This window comes from Acinetobacter sp. 226-1, assembly GCF_030329325.1.
GTDB classification, from domain to species: domain Bacteria; phylum Pseudomonadota; class Gammaproteobacteria; order Pseudomonadales; family Moraxellaceae; genus Acinetobacter; species Acinetobacter sichuanensis.
On sequence record NZ_JACANU010000015.1, the window covers coordinates 34513 to 53116 of the forward strand.

Genomic DNA, 18604 nt, shown 5'->3' on the forward strand with positions numbered 1-18604 from the left:
TACTCCTTATTTGCCAAAATTACGCCCATACCCTTTTAGACCGCCCGCCAATTCACGACCATGTTTTTTCATAAAGCGTTTTATATCTTTAGAATCCCATGCTTGAATATTGACCTGTGGCATCGCTCCCATATCACCTGCATAAGCGGGTTGCTGTGCCATAGAACCATCACTCATCACTGATTTACCTAATGCACGGATCGTATTGGCATGCTGTTTAGGTAAAACCATTTCTTCCTCATGTAACTGAGTCATAGGATTTACACCTGCAGGAATGTCATAACCTCCTCGAGCAGAAGCCACTTTACCCACAATTGCCGAAACTCCAGCAAAAGCAGCAATACCTGCAGCCACACCTAATGCAGGACCAATAATAGGAATTGCTGACATTGCAGCCCAAGCTGCCGCCATCGCCTCCCATGCTGACATCATGATGGACTTTAAAGTTCCTGCGAGTTTGATTCCCAAACGAGTGAGTACACCAGTAGAAGTTGCGGCAGTCTTAACGCCTTCACCTGCAACAACCGCTGTTGTTTGTGCTGCTTGCCCTGAAACCTCAGCAGCAGTTTCCGCCTTAATTAAACCTAATTTCACAGCCAAACGCGGTGCCATACTTGCTACATATTTTTTCATTGGTGCTGTGATCATGTTTTGAATGAACTCAGCTGCTAATTCAGAATAAATTGCATTCATGGCATTTTTCCAAGTCAATGTACCATTCATCATGGCTTGAATACCCTGATCCCATAAACTTGACATGCGTGAAGTCAAACCACCAAACTTTTTCTCAAAGTCAGCCATTTGGGCATCATTCATTAAATTTGGTGCCTGAATATCAGAGATCGTTTTTTGATGGTCTAAATCCACAATGGCATTGTTTGCTGATGCTACGCCACTATCTTTACCTGTTAAATTAGCTTTTTCTGCTTCTAAATCTAGACGTTTTAATAAACCCTCTCGCTTAATTAAATACATCTGATCTTCGAGTTGCTTTTCGAGTTTTAGCTTTTCAACATTTGAAATTCGACCTGCATCAAATGCAGCCTGAATATTTGATTTTTCAATCTCAAATATCCGCTGTGCTGTATCTAATTTAAACTGAATTTCTTGCTCATCAATCGCCTGCTTCTGCTCTAATGCCCTCAGGTTGATTTCAACCATTTGCGCTTGCGCCTCTTGCTCAGCTTTAACTCGATAAGCCTTTTTATCATCAGTTGAAGCTGTTGAGTCATTGATACGCTGAATCGCTCTTGCTAAGTCCTGCTCCACCTTCTCTTGCTCAGTGGCATATTTGTACTTCAACTCAAGTCTTTCTTTTTCAGCCTGTTCAGCTTGACGATTTTGCTCCTCTTGAAATTTAAAATAATCATCATTTTCACCACCAGTTTTACTTTTGTTCGCTGAGCCCGCTGTAGCGCCTTTTGAAACCTTATTCATAACATCTGGGGATTGGTGCAGTAGACTCAACACAACACCATCCGCAAAAGTAACTTTAGAAACGTAACCACCTTTTCCACTGTTAAATGTCTGAACATTTTTAACACTGTGATTAGTCGTAATAGGTGTTCCCACAGGCATTGAAAAATCCATGCCTTTGTGGAAAGTTGAAGCACCTGCTGTCGGCGCTTCTCTAGGACCATAGCCTGATGTCATTTTATAGGCTGAAAGAGGTTTACCACCTGCCTGCAAACGTGCTAAATGTTCTGCACTGACGGGTGCATTTCTCCCAGAATAACGAACATCTAAGTGAGCACCCGTGCCAATACCGGTATTTCCAGAAATGCCGATCAAGCGATTGCTTACAGCTTTTTCAGAATCACTTTTTGCTTTATCACTCGCCTTTTTATCATCATCCTTTGTACCTGTGCCAATCCCCTTATTTGAGTTAAAGGTATTTGGTGGTGGTTTAATGGGTGCAGGTGGCTTGACTTCAGTCGGTTTTTTTAAGAATAAATTGGTAAATTGTTTATTACCATCTTCAGTAACTTGGCCTATTTTATTCCAAGCATTTACTCCTGCATCAACTGACTTTGTTACACCACTATTCCAATCAGACTTTAACCAATCCATGCGAGTACTCATTTTTGATGAGTAACGATCAGTAATATCGCTTAAATCCCTAAAGCCTTGCTCATAAGCTGCTTTCGCACCAGAAAAATCAAAACTCAAAATACGACTGACAATATTGCCAAAAGTTCTAAACTTGGTACCCAAATAGTCCAAGCCAAATTGAATCGTTTCTTTTAATGCACCAAAGCCATTTAAAACGCCTGTAAATGCAATAGAAATTGCCTGACATACAGCAACAATCACTGCGCGTATGATTGCAAAGGCAGATTGAATACCTACTTTTAAACCTACTGCAGCTGCTGCAAATCCCTTGATTGCACCTGAAACCAAGTCCATAAAAGTTATCTGCTGCAGTGATCCATCGCCAATATCTTGCGTGAGGTCTGTCCAAATATCACCAATCACGCCTACTGTTGATTCCACAATTTCAGAGAGACTACTAAAAATGGTAATGATTGCCCCAACCGCATCATCAATTGAATCTTTTGACTCAGACATATAGCGTAAAAAATTATTCGCCATGGTTTTTAAACCAGGTGCAAGATCAGCAACCAAATTTGCAACAACACCTTTAATTGTTGAACCAATCAAACCCAATGCACCTTGAAACTCTTTAGTTGCTTGAATCGCTTCATCATCAAGAATGACACCAAGTTCATGCGCTTGTTTAGACATCTCCTTGAGTTTCTCGCCATTATTGGCAAGCAACGGTGCAAGCAAAGTTGCATCATTGGCAATTGACTCCATGTAGAACGTCATTTCTGCTTGCGATACATTAGCTTTTTGCAAAGTTTGATAATATTTTTCAAGAATTTGAGGACCTGATAATCCCTGAAACTCTTTGGCTGTTACTCCAACCTTAGGTGCAATTTTTTCGAAGAAATCCGCCATTTCCCCGCCACCTGTTTGCATAAAGTCACCAAACTTATCGTTCACATCTTTCATGATGTCACCGAGTTTTTCTTGACTTACACCAACAGAAGATGAAGCAAATGCCCATTCCTGAAATTCTTGTGTGGTTGCGTTAGCAAGGCGTGACATATTTTCAATTTCACGTGCGTTACGAACCACTTCTGCGGTTAGTGCACCTAATTGCGATATGATTTGACTTGTCATATTTGCAAGAAAGTTCCCTGCAAAACTCGTCAAAATACCACCACCTCCACTAGGACCTGATCCACCACCTGATGGGCCACCTCCTCCACCGCCACTCCCAGTACTAAGTTGATGGCGCAGCAGATCCAAAGCCACTTTTACGCGATCAAGTGATGCACGGAGTAAGTTGCTCGTAGCATCAATATTGATAGCTAAGCCAGTACTCAGATTGCTTAACATGGAACGCGCAAGATTGATCTGATGATTCAGATAGGTGAGATCTATACCAAGTTTGACTTTATAAGTTTTATTGGTCAGTCCTTGCAGTTTTGTTTTTAAGTTTGAAATATCTGCCTGTAACAGACTTGGAATAACTTTGACTTTAATCCCTGCAGCAAAAGCAGCATTCAGCCTATTTTTAATCAAAGCAATTTCAGTCGTTAAGGATGGATTATCTAATTTGGGTTTAACCTTAATGATTTGTGCACCAAGTTGATTAAACTTTTGCTGAATCTCATGTGTATCAATATCTAAACGGATATTTTGAATTGGCAAAGATGCTAAACGCGTTTGAATTAAACTTTCTGCTTGTCCGAGTTCGCTACTTAAAGATGTGGTATCTAGTTTTAGTTTTACCTTTGCATCATCGGCAATACCATTGATGCGCGTTCGAATCGTATCTACAGCACTATTTAAACGTTGCTGCATATCACTCATATCAATATTCAAACTGATATCAATATTCTTAAGTGAATCACGTACACCATCAAATGCATTTTTAATGGTATCTGCAATACGATTAATATCGACTGCTGCAGCTTGAACTTTATCAGTTGCCTGATTCATGCCCTGACTTAATGCCTCAGTTGAGGCTGTGATTTTTACTTCAACTTCGTTCGCCATTACTTTTCCTCAGGCAATAAAAAACCACTCTTTCGAGTGGTCTCTAAATTATTCACACTTGCAGTTCGCAGCACATCTTTCTTGAAAACTCAAATTACAAGGATCATAAAATGCAAATTTAAAAATCACCCTTATAGAGTGTCTTCTTATCACATAACAACTAAGTTTGTAATTCCACAGCTAGATGAAGTAGCTTGTGAATGAATAAAACCCATATTGAATTCTTTGAATTTTCTTGTTTCACCAGCCTTGATAATTTCAAAAACTTCTCGCTTATTACTATCAATTTTAGTTCCACTATTCGATGAATGCTCACATTCAACAGTAAAATCCTTGATATCTTTAGAGCCATTATTTTTGACTGTCATATCAATCATCATAATGCTGTCAAATCCACCTTTGCTCCAATCAAACTTAAAATCTAAATCTTTAAGCGCTTGTTCCTTTGGAGATAATATTGGTTCTCCAGATACTGATGAATTTGATTTATCTTCACCAATCATTGCTCCAATGATTCCAAAGATTATCAAACCTAAAAAGACCCAAGTAATTATTGATGTAGGCTTTTTAACCTTAGCCCCACAGCCTGGACAATTTTTAGCTTGTGTGCTTACTTGTGCCCCACACTCTTTACAGTTAATTAAAGCCATTTTTAGACTCATTGTTATCAAGTGATACAAACTTTAACCAACTGTTACACAAAAATCAATCAGGGCAACCAAAGTTACCCTGAAGTGATTGGTTCACACTTACATAGAATTACTTCATCACTACCATTAACCCAGTAACTGCACTAACAATGTTTGAAAATTGCCAAATAAAAATACCCATCAATATAGCGCCAGTTACTTTCCAATAACCATATTTTTCCATTACGACCTCTACTTTTTGTAAAACAACTGTTATAATTTCAACCATAATTTTCTTTTCCTCTTGTTCTCTCTTGTTCGACTGGAAACAAAAAACCCAAGACTGCGAATCTTGGGTTTTTGCTTTTTAAATATTTAATTAATGGCAACCGAAGTTACCCCTGTGGGAACGCGCTCAACATCTCTTCCAAATCATCTTCTTCAGATTCTTCCTGTTGTTGATTTTCTTCAATTCCCATAAATGCCTCTAAAATACGACAAAGTCGCTGTACACCAATATCAGCGGGAGGAAATTTAAGCTGATACTCATTGAGTGCATATAACCTCGGCAGATCCATCTGATCACGTACATAGTCATAATCCTTACCTGTGGTCAGCACCAAATGAGTATAAATTTCCTCCCAGTTTATTCCCCCGATTCACCGCCATTTGAATCTTGCTTATTTTTCAAACCTGAAACTGACATGACTGCGCCCATCACTTCTTCGAGTTGGTCCATATAAATCATATCTGAAACATCATCACGACTAATATCAGGATAATTACGCTTCAATGATTTATGTGCAACATCAATCACAAGCCCTACATCATGTGGTTTAAATTCTTGTAGTGCAGGTAAAAGCTTTTCAACCGCCCCCAAAGACAACGGTGCAAAAACAAAAGACTGCCCATCAATGACAACTGTCGTACCACGTGGGTTTTCAACTTGATTAAATAACATGAATCATTACTCCGAAGTATTCCAACTAAAGACACGGTTAAGATCATCAGCCATCGGCTGAAACTCGAACTCTGGCAGATCATAATCATCTTGTTTTGAGCTAAAGCCGAGCTTATTACTGGTGCAACGGAAGAACTCCATGCCCATAAATTTACCTTTATATTCACGCTGTAAGTTAACTGAGAATTCAGGGGTATAACCCATATCCAAGTTATTGACTAAACCTGACTTAGCACCTGCAACCGTTGCAGAATATTTAAAGCTGATAAATACCACTTTACCGACATCAGCCACAGCAAACGTATATTCACCCGTTGCCTGATCTACACTGTATTGACCTGTTACCGGTGCAGATGCAACTCGCTTTAATGGAATTGCCTTAGCATCCGTTACACCCAAATCTTTCACAAAAGTACCTGCATTCGGTACAACAGGCGTTAACGTTCCACCTGTTTGGATTTTTTCACCATTAATGGTTTGGGTAACAACATCCATTCCACCTTCAGCAACAACACCACCAAAGAAAATCGAGTTCAGTAACGCACCACTGATACGACCAATCGTTGCTTTGCACTTAATTGAACCCTTACCACGTGCAGCATCTACAGCAAACTGCCCACGACCGTAAAGCTCTTTTAAGTCATAAGATAGATCAACGGATACTGACTGCATAACACCAATCTCAACAGGTGTAGGATTAGTAATCGGTTGACCATAAACATCTACAATTGGCGTGGCAAGCAACTTACCTGCACCAAATAAATATTGAGCCATTGATTTAGACCTCTATAAAATGAAAAAACCACCTAAAGAGGTGGTCATAATTTGAATTAAATTATTAGTTGGTGGTTAAGATTCGAATTGGGACAATCGCAATACCTTGTCCATCAATCATCCCATCCACACCTTCAAAAACTTCAATCGTGCCATCAATCCAACAATGCTCAACTAAACCGCCTAAGGTTTGGTATTCACACATTTCAGGATATTCAGGCTTCATTGCTTCTCGAATAGCATCAAGGTAATGATTGATCTGCATTCCTATAGCTTTTTCAGGATCAGCTTCATAGATATACAAATAAACTTCTGCAGCGAGTTCAATCTTGGCATTTAAACCTTTAACTGCATTTTCATCCTGATTGCCCTGAGTAATAAATAACGCAGGACGTTTTTCATTACCCACATGATTAAAATGACGTAATCTGCGGCTGACTGTCACCATGCCTTGGATATTGCTGAGCTGATCAAACAAAGCTTGGTAAATAGCTTCACTATTCATTTTTCAATCCTCGCTCAATCGCTTTCTCAATATTCTTTGGCACGGTTTTACCAATTTCATCTAAAGAATCCCGCATAAAACGGCGTTCCTTAAAATTAACAGTTCGACTGTGTGCTTTTACCAATACATCCTTAGGTGTAATAGGTTTACCAAATGCCTGTTTAATATGACGCAAATGACTTTTGATGTTTACGGCAGCAGCCAAGCCAAACTCATGAATAAAGGCATATTTCACATGAGCACCACCTGCAGATACAATCCCTTCAAACATTTCTGCTGACTCAGAAATACGTGAAACCAATGAACCACGTAAACGATCTGATTGGACATTGAGTCGTTGTCCACTGAGCATATCTTCCTGAATAGTTCGCTGTAGTTTTAAGGTCAATGCTGTGATGGTCTTACGGATTTCTTTCTTAATCCGATTATTTTCTTCATTTAGATGAATTTGTACATCAACCGAATCAACCATACATCACCTAGCTTTTAGTGGTAGCAACTGCTGTGACTTTTTTAGGCTCTTCCACATAACGTGTAAAACCCATTGGCTGCAAGATGTAATAAATATCTTGATCTGACTCAATGATATTTCGTGTATCGAGAAAGTACATCTGCCCAGCTATTTGAATGCTTGTACTTTTAAAATGTAGTGGTGCTTGATATTTAAATGACATGATTTTCTCCTAAACAACAAAGGCACCAGCACGCAGATTATTAGGGTTGATGCCTTGGTTATCGATTGGAATAGAATTTTTTAATGCCAAATAACGTTGGCCATAAATGCTTTGGTCGTAGAACGTTTCTTTTGCAGAACGCGAAAAACCAATGCTTTGTCCTGCAATCGACATATTGCTTGCATTTGAAATGGCGGTACCATTTGGATTAGCTTTTTGAACTTTTAAAATATGTGCCGCATAAAGACCTACAGCGCGTGCTTTTAACTGCCCAAATTCCACGACCGATACCACAAGTTCCGCTTCTTCCAAAGCATCTTGTATTTCTGGCTCACTTGCATTGTAGAGTTGAGAATCTGATTTAAATTTTTCTCGGAAAGTCTGTAAGTCCATGCATCACCTATTATTCTTGAGCTTGAGCGAGTTTAGCTTGCAGCTGCTCTAATGTTTCATCATCCGCATAAGTCACACCCAAAGCTTTTAACTCAGCACGTACTTTATCGAGTTCAGGATCTGACTTGCTTGAACCTTTACGACCTGTAGTTTTACTGTCCTGCGTGTCATCCACTGAAAGATCACCCAATTCAAGCAAAACCTTAAAGACTTTTCCTTTTTGCAACTTGGTCAACTCAGCACCAGTCAGCTCAATAGTTTGACCTTTGCCAATCTGAATCCCATCAAAAGAAAAAGCGGCTTGTAAGCCGCTGTATGTAATTTTTGCCATGGTTTATTTTTCCTTATTCCACATCGTAATAACGTAATGAATCAACACGCTTCAAATATACACCTTCATACATATAGTGACCTGGTGTGCGAATTGCGTAGTTGATTGGCTGTGCTGCTAAAAACTCAAGATCATTACAACGGAAAGTAATACAGTTTGGATCACGGCGGTAAATAATACTGCGGTCTGTACCACCCACACCTTTACCTTCCAAGTAGCTTTCAGAAGTAAAGGTCATGGTTTTACCCTGCATTGCAAAGGTGTTCTTTTCCTTAATATATTCAAGGAAAGTTTTACCTGCCGAATCAGGCACGATACGACTTGCTAAAATCGTGAACTTATTTTCAGGCATCACAAAAGTATCAGGCTGCACACTGGCATCAAACTTCGATGCGTTGGTTGCACCTTTGATGGCTTTGTTAATATCAGCCAAAATAGCTTCAATGGTCGCTGTTGCATAATCCACAGTAGATGCAATCACTTCCACGCCTGTTTGATTATAAAAACCTAGTAAACCTGTATCAGATTCACCAAACCATGCTACATCACTCATATGGTTTTCATATGCCAAACGCGCTGCAGTGATTTTATCTGTCGCCAATGAAATCCCTGCACGTAATGCTGCAGCAGTTTCAAAGATCGTGGTTTCATAACCAATCACACCAACTTGGACAGTCAATTTTACTTCGTCATAAATCACCTCAGCTAAAGGCACATCATTACCTAAACCCGAATGACGTTTACCACGACCCACGCCGCGTTTACGCTGTAACACACTTGCCGAGCCTACTACCGCACCTGTCAGTGACTCAAGCGGTAGGTATTTTGCATAAGCTTGTGCTTCTGCCAATTGTGGTGACATTTCATCAATCGATTCAAGCTTGATGAGTAACTTAGCAAATGTATCTAAGTTAAAGGCATCACCGACTGCTGCTTGCACCCCATGTGCTACCGCCGTTAAACGGATTTTCATTTGTTCTAATTGTTTAGACATCTATTACGCTCCACGTAAACGAAGAATTGCCATACCATCTGCACCTGTGATGGTTTCCCATGCTGCATTGGGTAATTCAGTTGAATCCAAAGCAGCCGATGAAAGAGATCCTAAAGGTGCATCTACTGTTGCATTTGCAGTACGCACATACACCTTGGTATTAATATCTGTAACAGGCGCATTCGGTTTTACCCATACCGAACCAATCTGCATGATCGGTGCGCAGTCTTTGGCTTGGTAGGCTTCAAGACCTTTCGCATTTTTCCCCGACTTGCCAATATGCTGAAATACCACCACACCAAATTTGGTATTGGTCGCATCTACTACAGCCGATACAGTTTTACCATCTGTAGATTGCACCACCACATCACCATCATTGAGTACTGTGCTACCCGAAACAGGTAACGATAAAATTTCTTCAGGCATGTGCAAACGCGCACGCATACCTGGAATTGCTTGAGGTGTTAAAGACATGCTCGATTCCCCTATTAGAATGATTGTTTCCAAGCATCTTGCTTGCTGCTTGGCTTTTGTTGATTGGTATCAGGGTTTTGATCCCCAACATTGGCGGGTTGATGCTGGAACTGATTTAATAGCGTATTGACCGAGTTAGTAGGCGCTACACCTTTCACCGCAGATAAAGCACGAAATACAGTGTCAATCTGATCAGGCTTGGCATCACCTACCGATACACCACCCAATACAGCAGTCACAAGCGTGTCACCTGCTTTGGCGCTAATCACATCACGCTTAATCTGCTCACAGGTACAACCCTCTGTTTTAACATTAGGTACAAGTGCTTTAGCATCAGCAATCACTGTTGCGCGTTCTGCTGCAGCGTGTTCTAACTTTTCAGGGGTCATTTGATTTTTTTCTAAATCACCCACTTGCTGTTTTAACTGTGTGTTTTCAGTTTGTAATGTATCTACAACTGCCTGAACTGCTGCCATTTCATCGCCAATTGAAAATTGCTTATCGCCGACTTTAAGCTTTGCGGCTTTTAAGTTTTCAATTTGGGTTTGTTGGATTTTCAAAGCATCTGCCAATGGTTTGTTATCACCAATGTCAAAACGCATACCATTTACAATAACTTCCATGAAGTTTTCCTCTTGTGGGGTTGGGTTTTGGTCACCGATCCGACAATCACCACCACAGCGACCGTATTTCACCAGTGCCACATGATTGCCAATAAAATTAATAAACTTTGCTTGGTACGGCGTACCATCAGGTGCGGTACCATTTTCTAAAACAAGGAGTGCCGCATAACCGAGCGACATTTCAATGCGCTCATTACTTTGAATGAGATCGATACTGATCTTGTCTTTAATCAGCAAATCACCCACCAAATAATCACCCTCTTGGCGCACGTTCTCACAATAGCCAATGTGATAGTCCTTCCAGTTAGAAGCATTGATTTCATTCTTTGGTGGGTGATAGTCTGTAGCATCTACACCCGAAAAACTCGCTACCGATTCAGGTTTAAAGAGTTCATCTGCAGGTGTGTAGACGTTAATGATTTGATCTGCTGTAAATCCCTCTAATGATGGGAATTCATAGGCGTAGTACTGCCGTACTTGTGGTGCTTTCGCTAAGCGAACATTGACGCACTTCAAATACCCTTCTTTGGTAAATGAGCGTGAAGATTCACTTGGTGCAAAATCACCAATTTTGAGTTGGTATAGGATTTTCATAATGTTATAAGATTCCTAAGAGCAGAAACATTCCAAGCAAGCAAATAAAAATTAGGAATAAATATGGTTCAAAGCTTGGTGAATCAGGTACTTTTTGTAGTGATGGGGTTGGTATATATTTGGGCTTAGATTTCATAAATTGGGCTCAATAAAAAACCCACCGTATGGTGGGTTTAAATTAAAAATGTTTTAGTTACTTTTTATTTCAAAAAATGTTTGCCCCTTATGCTGATATATATCAACTATAAAAGAATGGCTTCCTGATTCACACTTAAAATGAATTGAAACACCTTGTCTTCTTGGGCTTGGATTTCTTGATAAATCCCTATCTACTTGAATGTTATCATCTAATACTTGGACATGATTACCTTGTGTTTCATCCTCACATCTTTCAAATATTTCAACCTTACCTTGATGTGTATAAGGATCACCACATACAGGACATTTAATGAAGTCTTCATTTTGATAGAAAAAGTTTATCAATCCTTGTTGTTTCATACCTATAATCTCATTTTTTAATCATATCCAATTATAAGACTATTCAGTTAATACATTTTATTCAACCCAAATATCATCATAATTAGGCAACGCCACACACCGGCATCGAATAGGCTCACCAGGATGTCCACCACTTGGCGGTTCATCCCAACGAAAAGTTTTACCTTGCTTATGCCGATGATCTGCTCGAACTCGCTCATCTTTGGCGGTCTGCCACGTATAAGACTCAACACCCAAATCCAACTGACGTTGTTTATTGATATTCGAATTGATTTTACCCATCTGATCCGCAGCAATTAAACGCGCTCTAGACTCTGTACTGTGACCAAGCTTATGAATTTCTTGAGCGAGTTCCGCATTGGTCTGCCCTGTCTGTAAGGCATTTAAAACCAAAGCTTCTAACTTCTGTGCGTATTGCTGAGGAATAGACTTAATCAACGCTACGTTTGCATCAATATTATAATCAACCGTACTTTGAATATCTGAAGCTTGATACAGCGGTGTCAGATCCACGCCAATCGCAGACTTGGTATGATTAGCAATCTGACTATCTACCTCATGCATAACATCAATGACAATCTTGGTTGCTAAGGGCTTTGATACCTCAGCAATATAATTATCAAATCGAGCACGCAGCCTGCCAAACATATCACTAAACCAACTATCGCCAATGTTTTCACCTACAGTCGGCAAAACCATATCCTTGGTTTGATCTTGGCAATAACGCGCTATGGCAAGTAATTGGCGAGTGTAATACAGCTCAGTTTTCCGATTGACTTTAATGGGTTTTAGCTTAGGTTTACGTCCTTTCTTACGCTTCCGGATCTGTTGTAGTTGGGGTTTTAACAGTTGAATGATCTTCGCTGTCATCTGTATCCACCATAAGTTCCAATTCTTTAATGTGATCATCATCAATCACAGAGTACACACCATCAATCTGTAACTGCCGTGCAATCTGGGGTTCAGTGATAATGCCCATATTCAAATACTTTTCATCGCGTTCCGCATTTGCCTTTTCCACTTCTGAGCGAATCTTGGCATCAAGCTGCCACAATGGATTAAACACCACATTTAAATCAGGGAACTGCTTACCGAATGTCGACTGACAAATTAATGCCAGAAACTTCATCAAAATAGGTTTCAGCATCCATTCCTGTTTTGTGGCAATTGAATCGTAATAATTACGGGTATCATGTTCCCCTGTGGCATTCATCCCTGCAGGAGACTGACCAAATAAAATGGTATAAGGAATATCGGCTGCACCTGCAGTCTGAATGGAGAACTCGCGCATCAAATCAGGTAAACCACCAAATGTATACGTTTTAGAGTCATATTCCTCATCCTTATCCAGAACAATCATACCGTTTAAGCTTTTTAAAAATCCCACACTCATAAAGCGCTCAACAACAGTCTTCATATCCTCTGTGATTTTTTCAACCAAACTTGGCGTTCGAATAATGTCAATTTTGGATTCATGTACCAAACTCGCTGTACTACGCTTCACACTGGCATGATCTAAGAGATCTTCATACACCTCCTGCAAAATGCTCTGAGGTTCTTCACTGACGACATCAGCATGGCAAATCTTAATCAGGCGACTATGATGAATACGCTTTTCAGGTGTACCATCATTAAACCGTAACTTATAAAATTCAGGCTGTTTGAGTAATCCACAACACGCTGAAGGTGGTAAATAGCTGCGAGTATCTTCCGTTAAGTACTTCTTCTTAATCACCGTAAAAAACTCTAAGCGCCCTACACCAAGTTTATTGATCTCAAAAGGCTGATCTAGATTTTGCCCATCTGCTGAACCAATCAATACATAGACCTTTCCATACAAACGTGACAGGATCAAACTCGAAAGTAATACTTGATTTAAGTGATAATACTTACATGCTTCTTCGAGTTTTTTCAGATTACTCCCTTGAATATTTTCAAAGAACCAACCTGCTCGAAGCATGTCTGAGGAAGGACGATTGACGATACGTTTTGCTAACCAATTTTGATAAACCGCTTCGAGTTGATCATCTGGAATATCATGGCGTACAAATTGCCCATGTGATGCTTTATCTCGTGCGGTACCAATATTAGAGGCAAAGTTGGTATATGCCCCTGCATCGCCTATTGCATCGGGCTTGGTATTTTCAGCCATAATTTTTCCTAATCAAATACTGTTGGTTTTCTTGCCACAGTGTCATTTATTGCATCAATTGTTGGGTCCCATTGGTCATCATGATCATGCGTCATATCAGCAGTTAACCCTTCAACCTCTTCAACATAGTTCAACAACCATGGAGCTGATGCAGGTAAAACCACCATACGATCTTCAACATAAAAAACCACATCCATTGTGCGTGTTAGCTTATCTATGCTTCGTTGGATAGCTCTAATTGGCAATGTAGTTTGCCTTGAAATAGTTTGAATCAATGTGGTCCCTGAGGCTTTATCCTCAATAGCCATATATCTAAGCTTTCCAATTTCTGTGTTGGATTCTTTATGTTTGTTGATGAATAGCTTGGCTTCTTTGATCAACTCAGGTGCTTCCCACTTCCCACGTTTCACATCAATAATGTACAACTTGCCATCATATCCAAGACCACCACACAAAAAGACTGAATAATCATTATGCTCTTTGGTTTTCTGCGCTGTATCAACCCATATTGCCCGCCATTTCAGTACTGGTAATTTAAGATAACGCCCAAACCACTCAGCTTTAACCAGGTCACCACCAAGCTTTTTAGGTCTCTGTTGATATTGACTACTAAATGTATAGCGAGAAACAGCCGCCCCATCTTTATCCTGTCCACCCTGTTCTAGTTGTAATAATGACTGTAATGATTCTTTTAATGGCCAATAACTTTGCCGCCCCTTTTCATCACGTTCAATATTACGCGGGATTTTCGATTGAATATGTTGAGGAAGCGCTTCAATATAAGCATCATCAATCAGCGCAGGGATACTGATTTGTTCCCATTCTCCTGGTACATTACCCGTCATCACAAAATTGGTTGGGTCTTCAACATGTAAACGCTGCATAATCAGAATAATCGGTGTCGATGATTTAGCTTTACGCGAGTTCACTGTATTTAAAATCTTACGATTCGCTTTATTGCGTGCAGTTTTACTAAATGCATCCTCAGGCTTTAAAGGGTCATCAAGTATAATCGCTCCAGTAAATCCATTATTAGCTAATGTACCTGCACGGCGTCCTGTAACCTGACCACCCATTGATGCTGAATAAACATGTCCTGCCTCATAACCATCTACCGTCGTTTTCCAACTCGCTTTTGCATCTGTACTTGTGGAAATTTTGATTGGCCACAAATTTTGGAAATCTTCTGACTTCACGATATTTCGTGCTGTGGCAGATACATCTTCAACGAGCGATTGAGAAAATGATAAATATAAAAAACGTGAACGTGTATTTCGTGCGATTCCTCTTGCAATCAGATTAGTTAAAAGCTCAGTCTTACCACTACCAGGTGGAACATTAATTACAAGGTTTTTTATTTTTCCTGCAATCACTTCATCAATCTTGTCAGCAATATATTCATGATGCCAATTGACTGAGAATTTAAAACCCATGCGAGGCTTAAAGAAACGACGTGTAAAGAACAAGTGCTCATCTTCACATTTGGTGCGCTCAACTTCCAATTTTACGGGATCAGTATTCACTCTCGAGTTCATCAATCGCCCGCCTTACATCTTCTTTGGTTGCTGTCACATAGGTCACATTCTCATTTTGAATAGGTCCACCATTTTCACCCGTCACTTCTGTTCGGTTGGTGTATTGACCACCTATATCTTTAGCTGCTTGTTCTTGAATTTTTAATCGAAGAACATTGTTCTTTGTAGCTAAAAACATATTTTCGTAACGCTGCAGTCGAACAACTAGATTTGCGATTGGAATATGTTCGGGTTTACCTAAAAACTCTGAACGCGTTATTTCAAATTCTTTTTTAAACTCTTCGCTTAAATCTTTACCTGCTCTTTTGGTTGGATCGTAACGCTCACACTGTTGTCGAGAAACATTTAGATTTTTATATTCTTCGTTGACGAGCTTTGCTGTTTCTTCGGGGGTATTAAACTGCGCAAGTGACCGAACAATAAAGAGTTTCACCTCTTTTCTGAGGGCTGCCATAAATATCCACCTGTCAACGTACGTCAACGTAAATAACCAAAAAAAAGAGCCTTTCAGCTCAAATCACACACGTCCCACAACACTTGGAAATATCAACATCAGGAACAAACGGCGCATTCTTTGTGATTTCGACTAAACGCTTAACTGATTCATTGGCACCCCAACGTCTAACAACACCAAAGAACTCTTCAACGTCGTGACCTGCCAAATAATGTTTAGGTAAACCTGTCATATCGCTATACAGCATTTCACCATCTTCATCGCGTTCTACACCAATGTGATAAAGCTCATGATCCAGTAACGCGCAAAAGTTACGGTCATTGCTCTTTTCACAATAACTCGCATCAATCGTAATTAAATAAGTGGGTACAAAACCATACCAGTCCCGCATCTGTTGTTCTTGTCGTGCTTTCTTCCAACCACCAACGTTAAACATCACTTTTTCACATTGACCTAACACCATACGTTTTTTAGATTGAGCCGCAGATGATGCCCAAGCAAAAGCTAAGAACTCGTCATTGTCATGAAGTAGCTCAGCAATGTGGTCATGATCTGGATTATGTAACGCGCCGCCAATGGTAAGAAAGTTTTTAACAACCCAATCTTTTAGATCTGCTGCAGGTGCCAAGCGAATGGTTTCTTCTTCCTCAGCTTGATCAAGCAGTTCTGTTGGTGGAAATGGTCTGATCTGTTTCATCCTCTAATCTCTCCAATTTCCCCTTAATCCAACGAATCACATAACCTGACTCAACTGCATGCGGATCAAATCGTTCAATCGTATAACCCATGTTTTCAGCGAGTTCATATTTATTAAATGCGTTTGCAATCTTCTTACCACCACGACCTACCGACCATGAGCTGCCCACAATTTCAATCAGAAGATTGAGTTTCACAATATAGAAATCGAATCGCCAATTTTTGGTGGGTTCGAATTGAAATTTTCTTCGATAACCAATGTTATTTTCTTCTAATTCTTGGAATAAGGTTTCTTCAGCTTCTAAATATTTTTGTGTTGCTTTGGGTAATGGTCGAGTTTTGGATTTTGGTTTTAATGGTTGCTTCTTGGTGAGTGCGGTGTATTCGGAAGTTTCCATAAATTTTACCCATAAAAAAACCTACAATTTTGCGGAGATCGTAGGTATAAAAGTTACACACATAAGCAATATGGGGAATTACTTATGCAATTCAATATTACTTGAATTTAACTTTATGCCAAGTAATTTTTTTGTAAATTTTACTCAAAAAGAAGCCCTCCATTACTGAAGGGCTTTCCCCTGATCTTTTGCGCTGATTCAGGTTGTTGTTTTGCAAGGTAATATTAACATTAATGGGAAAATATATATTCACATTTTATATCAATAATTGTTGATATAAAAATTTTAAAGGTATCGAATTCGATCTAATTAAACTAGTGCAATCACATCAATAAGCCTTGTAGTTAAATCTTAAAAATTCAAACTAAATTATTTCTAATTATCATTTTGGTAAATATCGTTTATTACCGCCACTTGTGATGCAATAATGCCCACCACGAGGGCCAACACAATAATCTACAACAGCACACGAGCAATCACTGTCGTATGAGTTGCTATAGGATGCACTATTGTTAGATACTGATGGTATTGAATTAGCATTTTTCTGATGAACAAAATTTTGCTGTTTGATTTCAGGTTTAACAACATAACAGTCTTCACCTTTACATAATGATGTAAAGAAAACCCATTCTGGGTCCAAGCTATTTTCTGCGATTCTCGCCCAACCATTCTTAATTTCGTAAATTGAAACTGAATTACCTCGTTGTTTTTTACTCAATATTTTTCCATTAGGCTTATCCCTAACATTAAGAATTGCAGTATTAACAAATCGCTCCTCTATTACTGACTCTTTTGTAGTTTGACTTGTATTAGATGTATCATTACCACCAAATAAAGCACCCAAACCGACCACCCCTGCAAACGCCCACCCAATAGTAGATTTTTTCATATCTTTAAAATCATTATAAAAATTTTAATATAACAAAATTAAATAATTAAATATAACATTAGTTTTATAGTGCACTGTACAGAATTCGAACCTGTGACCATTTACTTAGAAAGCGGATGCTCTATCCACTGAGCTAATAGCGCATTAAAAAGGGCTCCATACGAAACGAAACCCTACCTTTAATTTCGATATTGATCAGCTCGGCAACTGATCTACCGCTACTCACAATCACCCCAACCTAACATGCACGGTTTGCTTTACTTGCTTTCAATCCTCTTTAGTTCGGGGCGCCACTCCCTATTCTAGGTTTTTACTCGAAGGCATGTTCTACTGGTCGGCACCCCAGTAGGAATAGGTTGTCTTTTCATAGACAACAAAATAGCCCATCTTACGATGAGCTTTTATATAGATTAATTTAACCTATTACATTGGTAAATTTCCAATCATGTATACCAATGTTGTAAGCGCTAGGTACATAAAAACAAAAAACAAGAAATTTATAGAATTATTAAGCATTCAATTTCCCCTTTCATTTTGCTGTACTTTTTTATACAAAAATTAGAAAGAAATAACAAACTATTTTTTTGCTATTTTATATCAAGTTGTTACACATGCTAAATCCCACTAAACAAAAAAATACCCGCTATGGGAAGCAGGTATGTAAATCAAATAATTGTTGTGGTCCCGGAAAGCCGTAATACAACCAGTGTAGAAAAATATACCCTGAATTTTGGGACTATGCAATTACAAATCGTATTCTTCTGCAACTTTGAAGAAAAAACCACGTAAATGTGCCTCCAAATCAACCCGCCAATCACCGAGTTTCACCAAAGCATATTGCTCATACTTATCATAAGTTCTTAAGTACGCTTTACGATCTATAGATAACCCTGAAATACGATGACGCTCAGACTGATTATAAGAGTTCTCTTTTTTACCCTCACACTTGCTACATTCAATAT

General features: G+C 39.3%; 22 protein-coding genes and 1 pseudogene. All 23 read right to left on the reverse strand.

Annotation, left to right across the window (positions count from 1 at the left end):
- Positions 1-6 precede the first annotated feature (6 nt).
- Entirely contained in the window at positions 7-4068 is a 4062-nt protein-coding gene (locus HX124_RS15870; RefSeq protein ID WP_286384014.1) for a phage tail protein, read from the reverse strand.
- Between the two features lie 149 nt (positions 4069-4217).
- Complete coding sequence (locus HX124_RS15875; RefSeq protein WP_286384013.1) at positions 4218-4718, reverse strand: zinc ribbon domain-containing protein; 501 nt, start codon at positions 4716-4718, stop codon at positions 4218-4220.
- Between the two features lie 109 nt (positions 4719-4827).
- Positions 4828-4986, reverse strand: coding sequence for a hypothetical protein (locus HX124_RS15880; RefSeq protein ID WP_286384012.1), 159 nt, complete (start codon positions 4984-4986; stop codon positions 4828-4830).
- A gap of 106 nt (positions 4987-5092) precedes the next feature.
- A complete protein-coding gene (locus HX124_RS15885; RefSeq protein ID WP_286384043.1) occupies positions 5093-5317 on the reverse strand; it encodes a hypothetical protein in 225 nt (74 codons plus the stop codon).
- Between the two features lie 26 nt (positions 5318-5343).
- On the reverse strand, positions 5344-5658 hold the full coding sequence (locus tag HX124_RS15890) for a hypothetical protein (protein ID WP_173910745.1): 315 nt from the start codon (positions 5656-5658) through the stop codon (positions 5344-5346).
- Positions 5659-5664: 6 nt separating this feature from the next.
- Positions 5665-6432, reverse strand: a complete 768-nt coding sequence (locus HX124_RS15895; protein ID WP_286384009.1) for a hypothetical protein — start codon at positions 6430-6432, stop codon at positions 5665-5667.
- Positions 6433-6496: 64 nt separating this feature from the next.
- The gene (locus HX124_RS15900; RefSeq protein WP_107009927.1) at positions 6497-6937 is read right to left on the reverse strand and encodes a hypothetical protein; all 441 of its coding nucleotides are present in this window, start codon (positions 6935-6937) and stop codon (positions 6497-6499) included.
- Positions 6930-7409 carry a hypothetical protein gene (locus HX124_RS15905; protein WP_107009928.1) on the reverse strand — a complete coding sequence of 160 codons (480 nt, stop codon included), beginning with the start codon at positions 7407-7409 and terminating at the stop codon, positions 6930-6932. The genes HX124_RS15900 and HX124_RS15905 overlap by 8 nt, the downstream gene beginning before the upstream one ends.
- Before the next feature lie 7 nt (positions 7410-7416).
- Positions 7417-7611, reverse strand: coding sequence for a hypothetical protein (locus HX124_RS15910; protein WP_286384007.1), 195 nt, complete (start codon positions 7609-7611; stop codon positions 7417-7419).
- Between the two features lie 9 nt (positions 7612-7620).
- The gene (locus HX124_RS15915; protein WP_286384006.1) at positions 7621-8004 is read right to left on the reverse strand and encodes a DUF4054 domain-containing protein; all 384 of its coding nucleotides are present in this window, start codon (positions 8002-8004) and stop codon (positions 7621-7623) included.
- 10 nt (positions 8005-8014) lie between these two features.
- Positions 8015-8335, reverse strand: coding sequence for a hypothetical protein (locus tag HX124_RS15920; RefSeq protein WP_286384004.1), 321 nt, complete (start codon positions 8333-8335; stop codon positions 8015-8017).
- A 13-nt stretch (positions 8336-8348) separates the two neighbouring features.
- The gene (locus tag HX124_RS15925) at positions 8349-9329 is read right to left on the reverse strand and encodes a major capsid family protein (protein WP_286384002.1); all 981 of its coding nucleotides are present in this window, start codon (positions 9327-9329) and stop codon (positions 8349-8351) included.
- Between the two features lie 3 nt (positions 9330-9332).
- Positions 9333-9803 (reverse strand): structural cement protein Gp24, encoded by a 471-nt coding sequence (locus HX124_RS15930; protein WP_286384001.1) that lies wholly within the window; start codon positions 9801-9803, stop codon positions 9333-9335.
- Positions 9804-9817: 14 nt separating this feature from the next.
- Positions 9818-11020 (reverse strand): DUF2213 domain-containing protein, encoded by a 1203-nt coding sequence (locus HX124_RS15935; RefSeq protein WP_286384000.1) that lies wholly within the window; start codon positions 11018-11020, stop codon positions 9818-9820.
- 189 nt (positions 11021-11209) lie between these two features.
- Positions 11210-11518, reverse strand: a complete 309-nt coding sequence (locus HX124_RS15940; protein ID WP_286383999.1) for a hypothetical protein — start codon at positions 11516-11518, stop codon at positions 11210-11212.
- Between the two features lie 57 nt (positions 11519-11575).
- Positions 11576-12388, reverse strand: a complete 813-nt coding sequence (locus HX124_RS15945; RefSeq protein WP_286383998.1) for a phage minor head protein — start codon at positions 12386-12388, stop codon at positions 11576-11578.
- The gene (locus tag HX124_RS15950; RefSeq protein ID WP_286383997.1) at positions 12330-13670 is read right to left on the reverse strand and encodes a DUF1073 domain-containing protein; all 1341 of its coding nucleotides are present in this window, start codon (positions 13668-13670) and stop codon (positions 12330-12332) included. The genes HX124_RS15945 and HX124_RS15950 overlap by 59 nt, the downstream gene beginning before the upstream one ends.
- A gap of 8 nt (positions 13671-13678) precedes the next feature.
- Positions 13679-15205, reverse strand: coding sequence for a phage terminase large subunit (terL, locus tag HX124_RS15955; RefSeq protein ID WP_107009938.1), 1527 nt, complete (start codon positions 15203-15205; stop codon positions 13679-13681).
- Positions 15183-15659 (reverse strand): DUF2280 domain-containing protein, encoded by a 477-nt coding sequence (locus tag HX124_RS15960; RefSeq protein ID WP_107009939.1) that lies wholly within the window; start codon positions 15657-15659, stop codon positions 15183-15185. The genes terL and HX124_RS15960 overlap by 23 nt, the downstream gene beginning before the upstream one ends.
- Positions 15660-15717: 58 nt before the next feature.
- Complete coding sequence (locus tag HX124_RS15965) at positions 15718-16356, reverse strand: putative metallopeptidase (RefSeq protein WP_286383995.1); 639 nt, start codon at positions 16354-16356, stop codon at positions 15718-15720.
- Positions 16316-16753, reverse strand: coding sequence for a PDDEXK family nuclease (locus tag HX124_RS15970; protein ID WP_286383994.1), 438 nt, complete (start codon positions 16751-16753; stop codon positions 16316-16318). Before HX124_RS15970 ends, HX124_RS15965 begins: the two co-directional genes overlap by 41 nt.
- A 382-nt stretch (positions 16754-17135) precedes the next feature.
- Positions 17136-17642: a hypothetical protein gene (locus HX124_RS15975; protein WP_286383993.1), complete on the reverse strand. Its 507-nt coding sequence runs from the start codon at positions 17640-17642 to the stop codon at positions 17136-17138.
- Between the two features lie 744 nt (positions 17643-18386).
- Positions 18387-18604 (reverse strand): annotated as a pseudogene (locus HX124_RS15980) (hypothetical protein); the annotation flags it as partial.

Coding starts and splice junctions, on each gene's coding strand:
- HX124_RS15870 (WP_286384014.1), bottom strand. CDS start 4,068: ATGGCGAACGAAGTTGAAGTAAAAATCACAGCCTCAACTGAGGCATTA.
- HX124_RS15875 (WP_286384013.1), bottom strand. CDS start 4,718: ATGGCTTTAATTAACTGTAAAGAGTGTGGGGCACAAGTAAGCACACAA.
- HX124_RS15880 (WP_286384012.1), bottom strand. CDS start 4,986: ATGGTTGAAATTATAACAGTTGTTTTACAAAAAGTAGAGGTCGTAATG.
- HX124_RS15890 (WP_173910745.1), bottom strand. CDS start 5,658: ATGTTATTTAATCAAGTTGAAAACCCACGTGGTACGACAGTTGTCATT.
- HX124_RS15895 (WP_286384009.1), bottom strand. CDS start 6,432: ATGGCTCAATATTTATTTGGTGCAGGTAAGTTGCTTGCCACGCCAATT.
- HX124_RS15900 (WP_107009927.1), bottom strand. CDS start 6,937: ATGAATAGTGAAGCTATTTACCAAGCTTTGTTTGATCAGCTCAGCAAT.
- HX124_RS15905 (WP_107009928.1), bottom strand. CDS start 7,409: ATGGTTGATTCGGTTGATGTACAAATTCATCTAAATGAAGAAAATAAT.
- HX124_RS15910 (WP_286384007.1), bottom strand. CDS start 7,611: ATGTCATTTAAATATCAAGCACCACTACATTTTAAAAGTACAAGCATT.
- HX124_RS15915 (WP_286384006.1), bottom strand. CDS start 8,004: ATGGACTTACAGACTTTCCGAGAAAAATTTAAATCAGATTCTCAACTC.
- HX124_RS15920 (WP_286384004.1), bottom strand. CDS start 8,335: ATGGCAAAAATTACATACAGCGGCTTACAAGCCGCTTTTTCTTTTGAT.
- HX124_RS15925 (WP_286384002.1), bottom strand. CDS start 9,329: ATGTCTAAACAATTAGAACAAATGAAAATCCGTTTAACGGCGGTAGCA.
- HX124_RS15930 (WP_286384001.1), bottom strand. CDS start 9,803: ATGTCTTTAACACCTCAAGCAATTCCAGGTATGCGTGCGCGTTTGCAC.
- HX124_RS15935 (WP_286384000.1), bottom strand. CDS start 11,020: ATGAAAATCCTATACCAACTCAAAATTGGTGATTTTGCACCAAGTGAA.
- HX124_RS15940 (WP_286383999.1), bottom strand. CDS start 11,518: ATGAAACAACAAGGATTGATAAACTTTTTCTATCAAAATGAAGACTTC.
- HX124_RS15945 (WP_286383998.1), bottom strand. CDS start 12,388: ATGACAGCGAAGATCATTCAACTGTTAAAACCCCAACTACAACAGATC.
- HX124_RS15950 (WP_286383997.1), bottom strand. CDS start 13,670: ATGGCTGAAAATACCAAGCCCGATGCAATAGGCGATGCAGGGGCATAT.
- terL (WP_107009938.1), bottom strand. CDS start 15,205: ATGAACTCGAGAGTGAATACTGATCCCGTAAAATTGGAAGTTGAGCGC.
- HX124_RS15960 (WP_107009939.1), bottom strand. CDS start 15,659: ATGGCAGCCCTCAGAAAAGAGGTGAAACTCTTTATTGTTCGGTCACTT.
- HX124_RS15965 (WP_286383995.1), bottom strand. CDS start 16,356: ATGAAACAGATCAGACCATTTCCACCAACAGAACTGCTTGATCAAGCT.
- HX124_RS15970 (WP_286383994.1), bottom strand. CDS start 16,753: ATGGAAACTTCCGAATACACCGCACTCACCAAGAAGCAACCATTAAAA.
- HX124_RS15975 (WP_286383993.1), bottom strand. CDS start 17,642: ATGAAAAAATCTACTATTGGGTGGGCGTTTGCAGGGGTGGTCGGTTTG.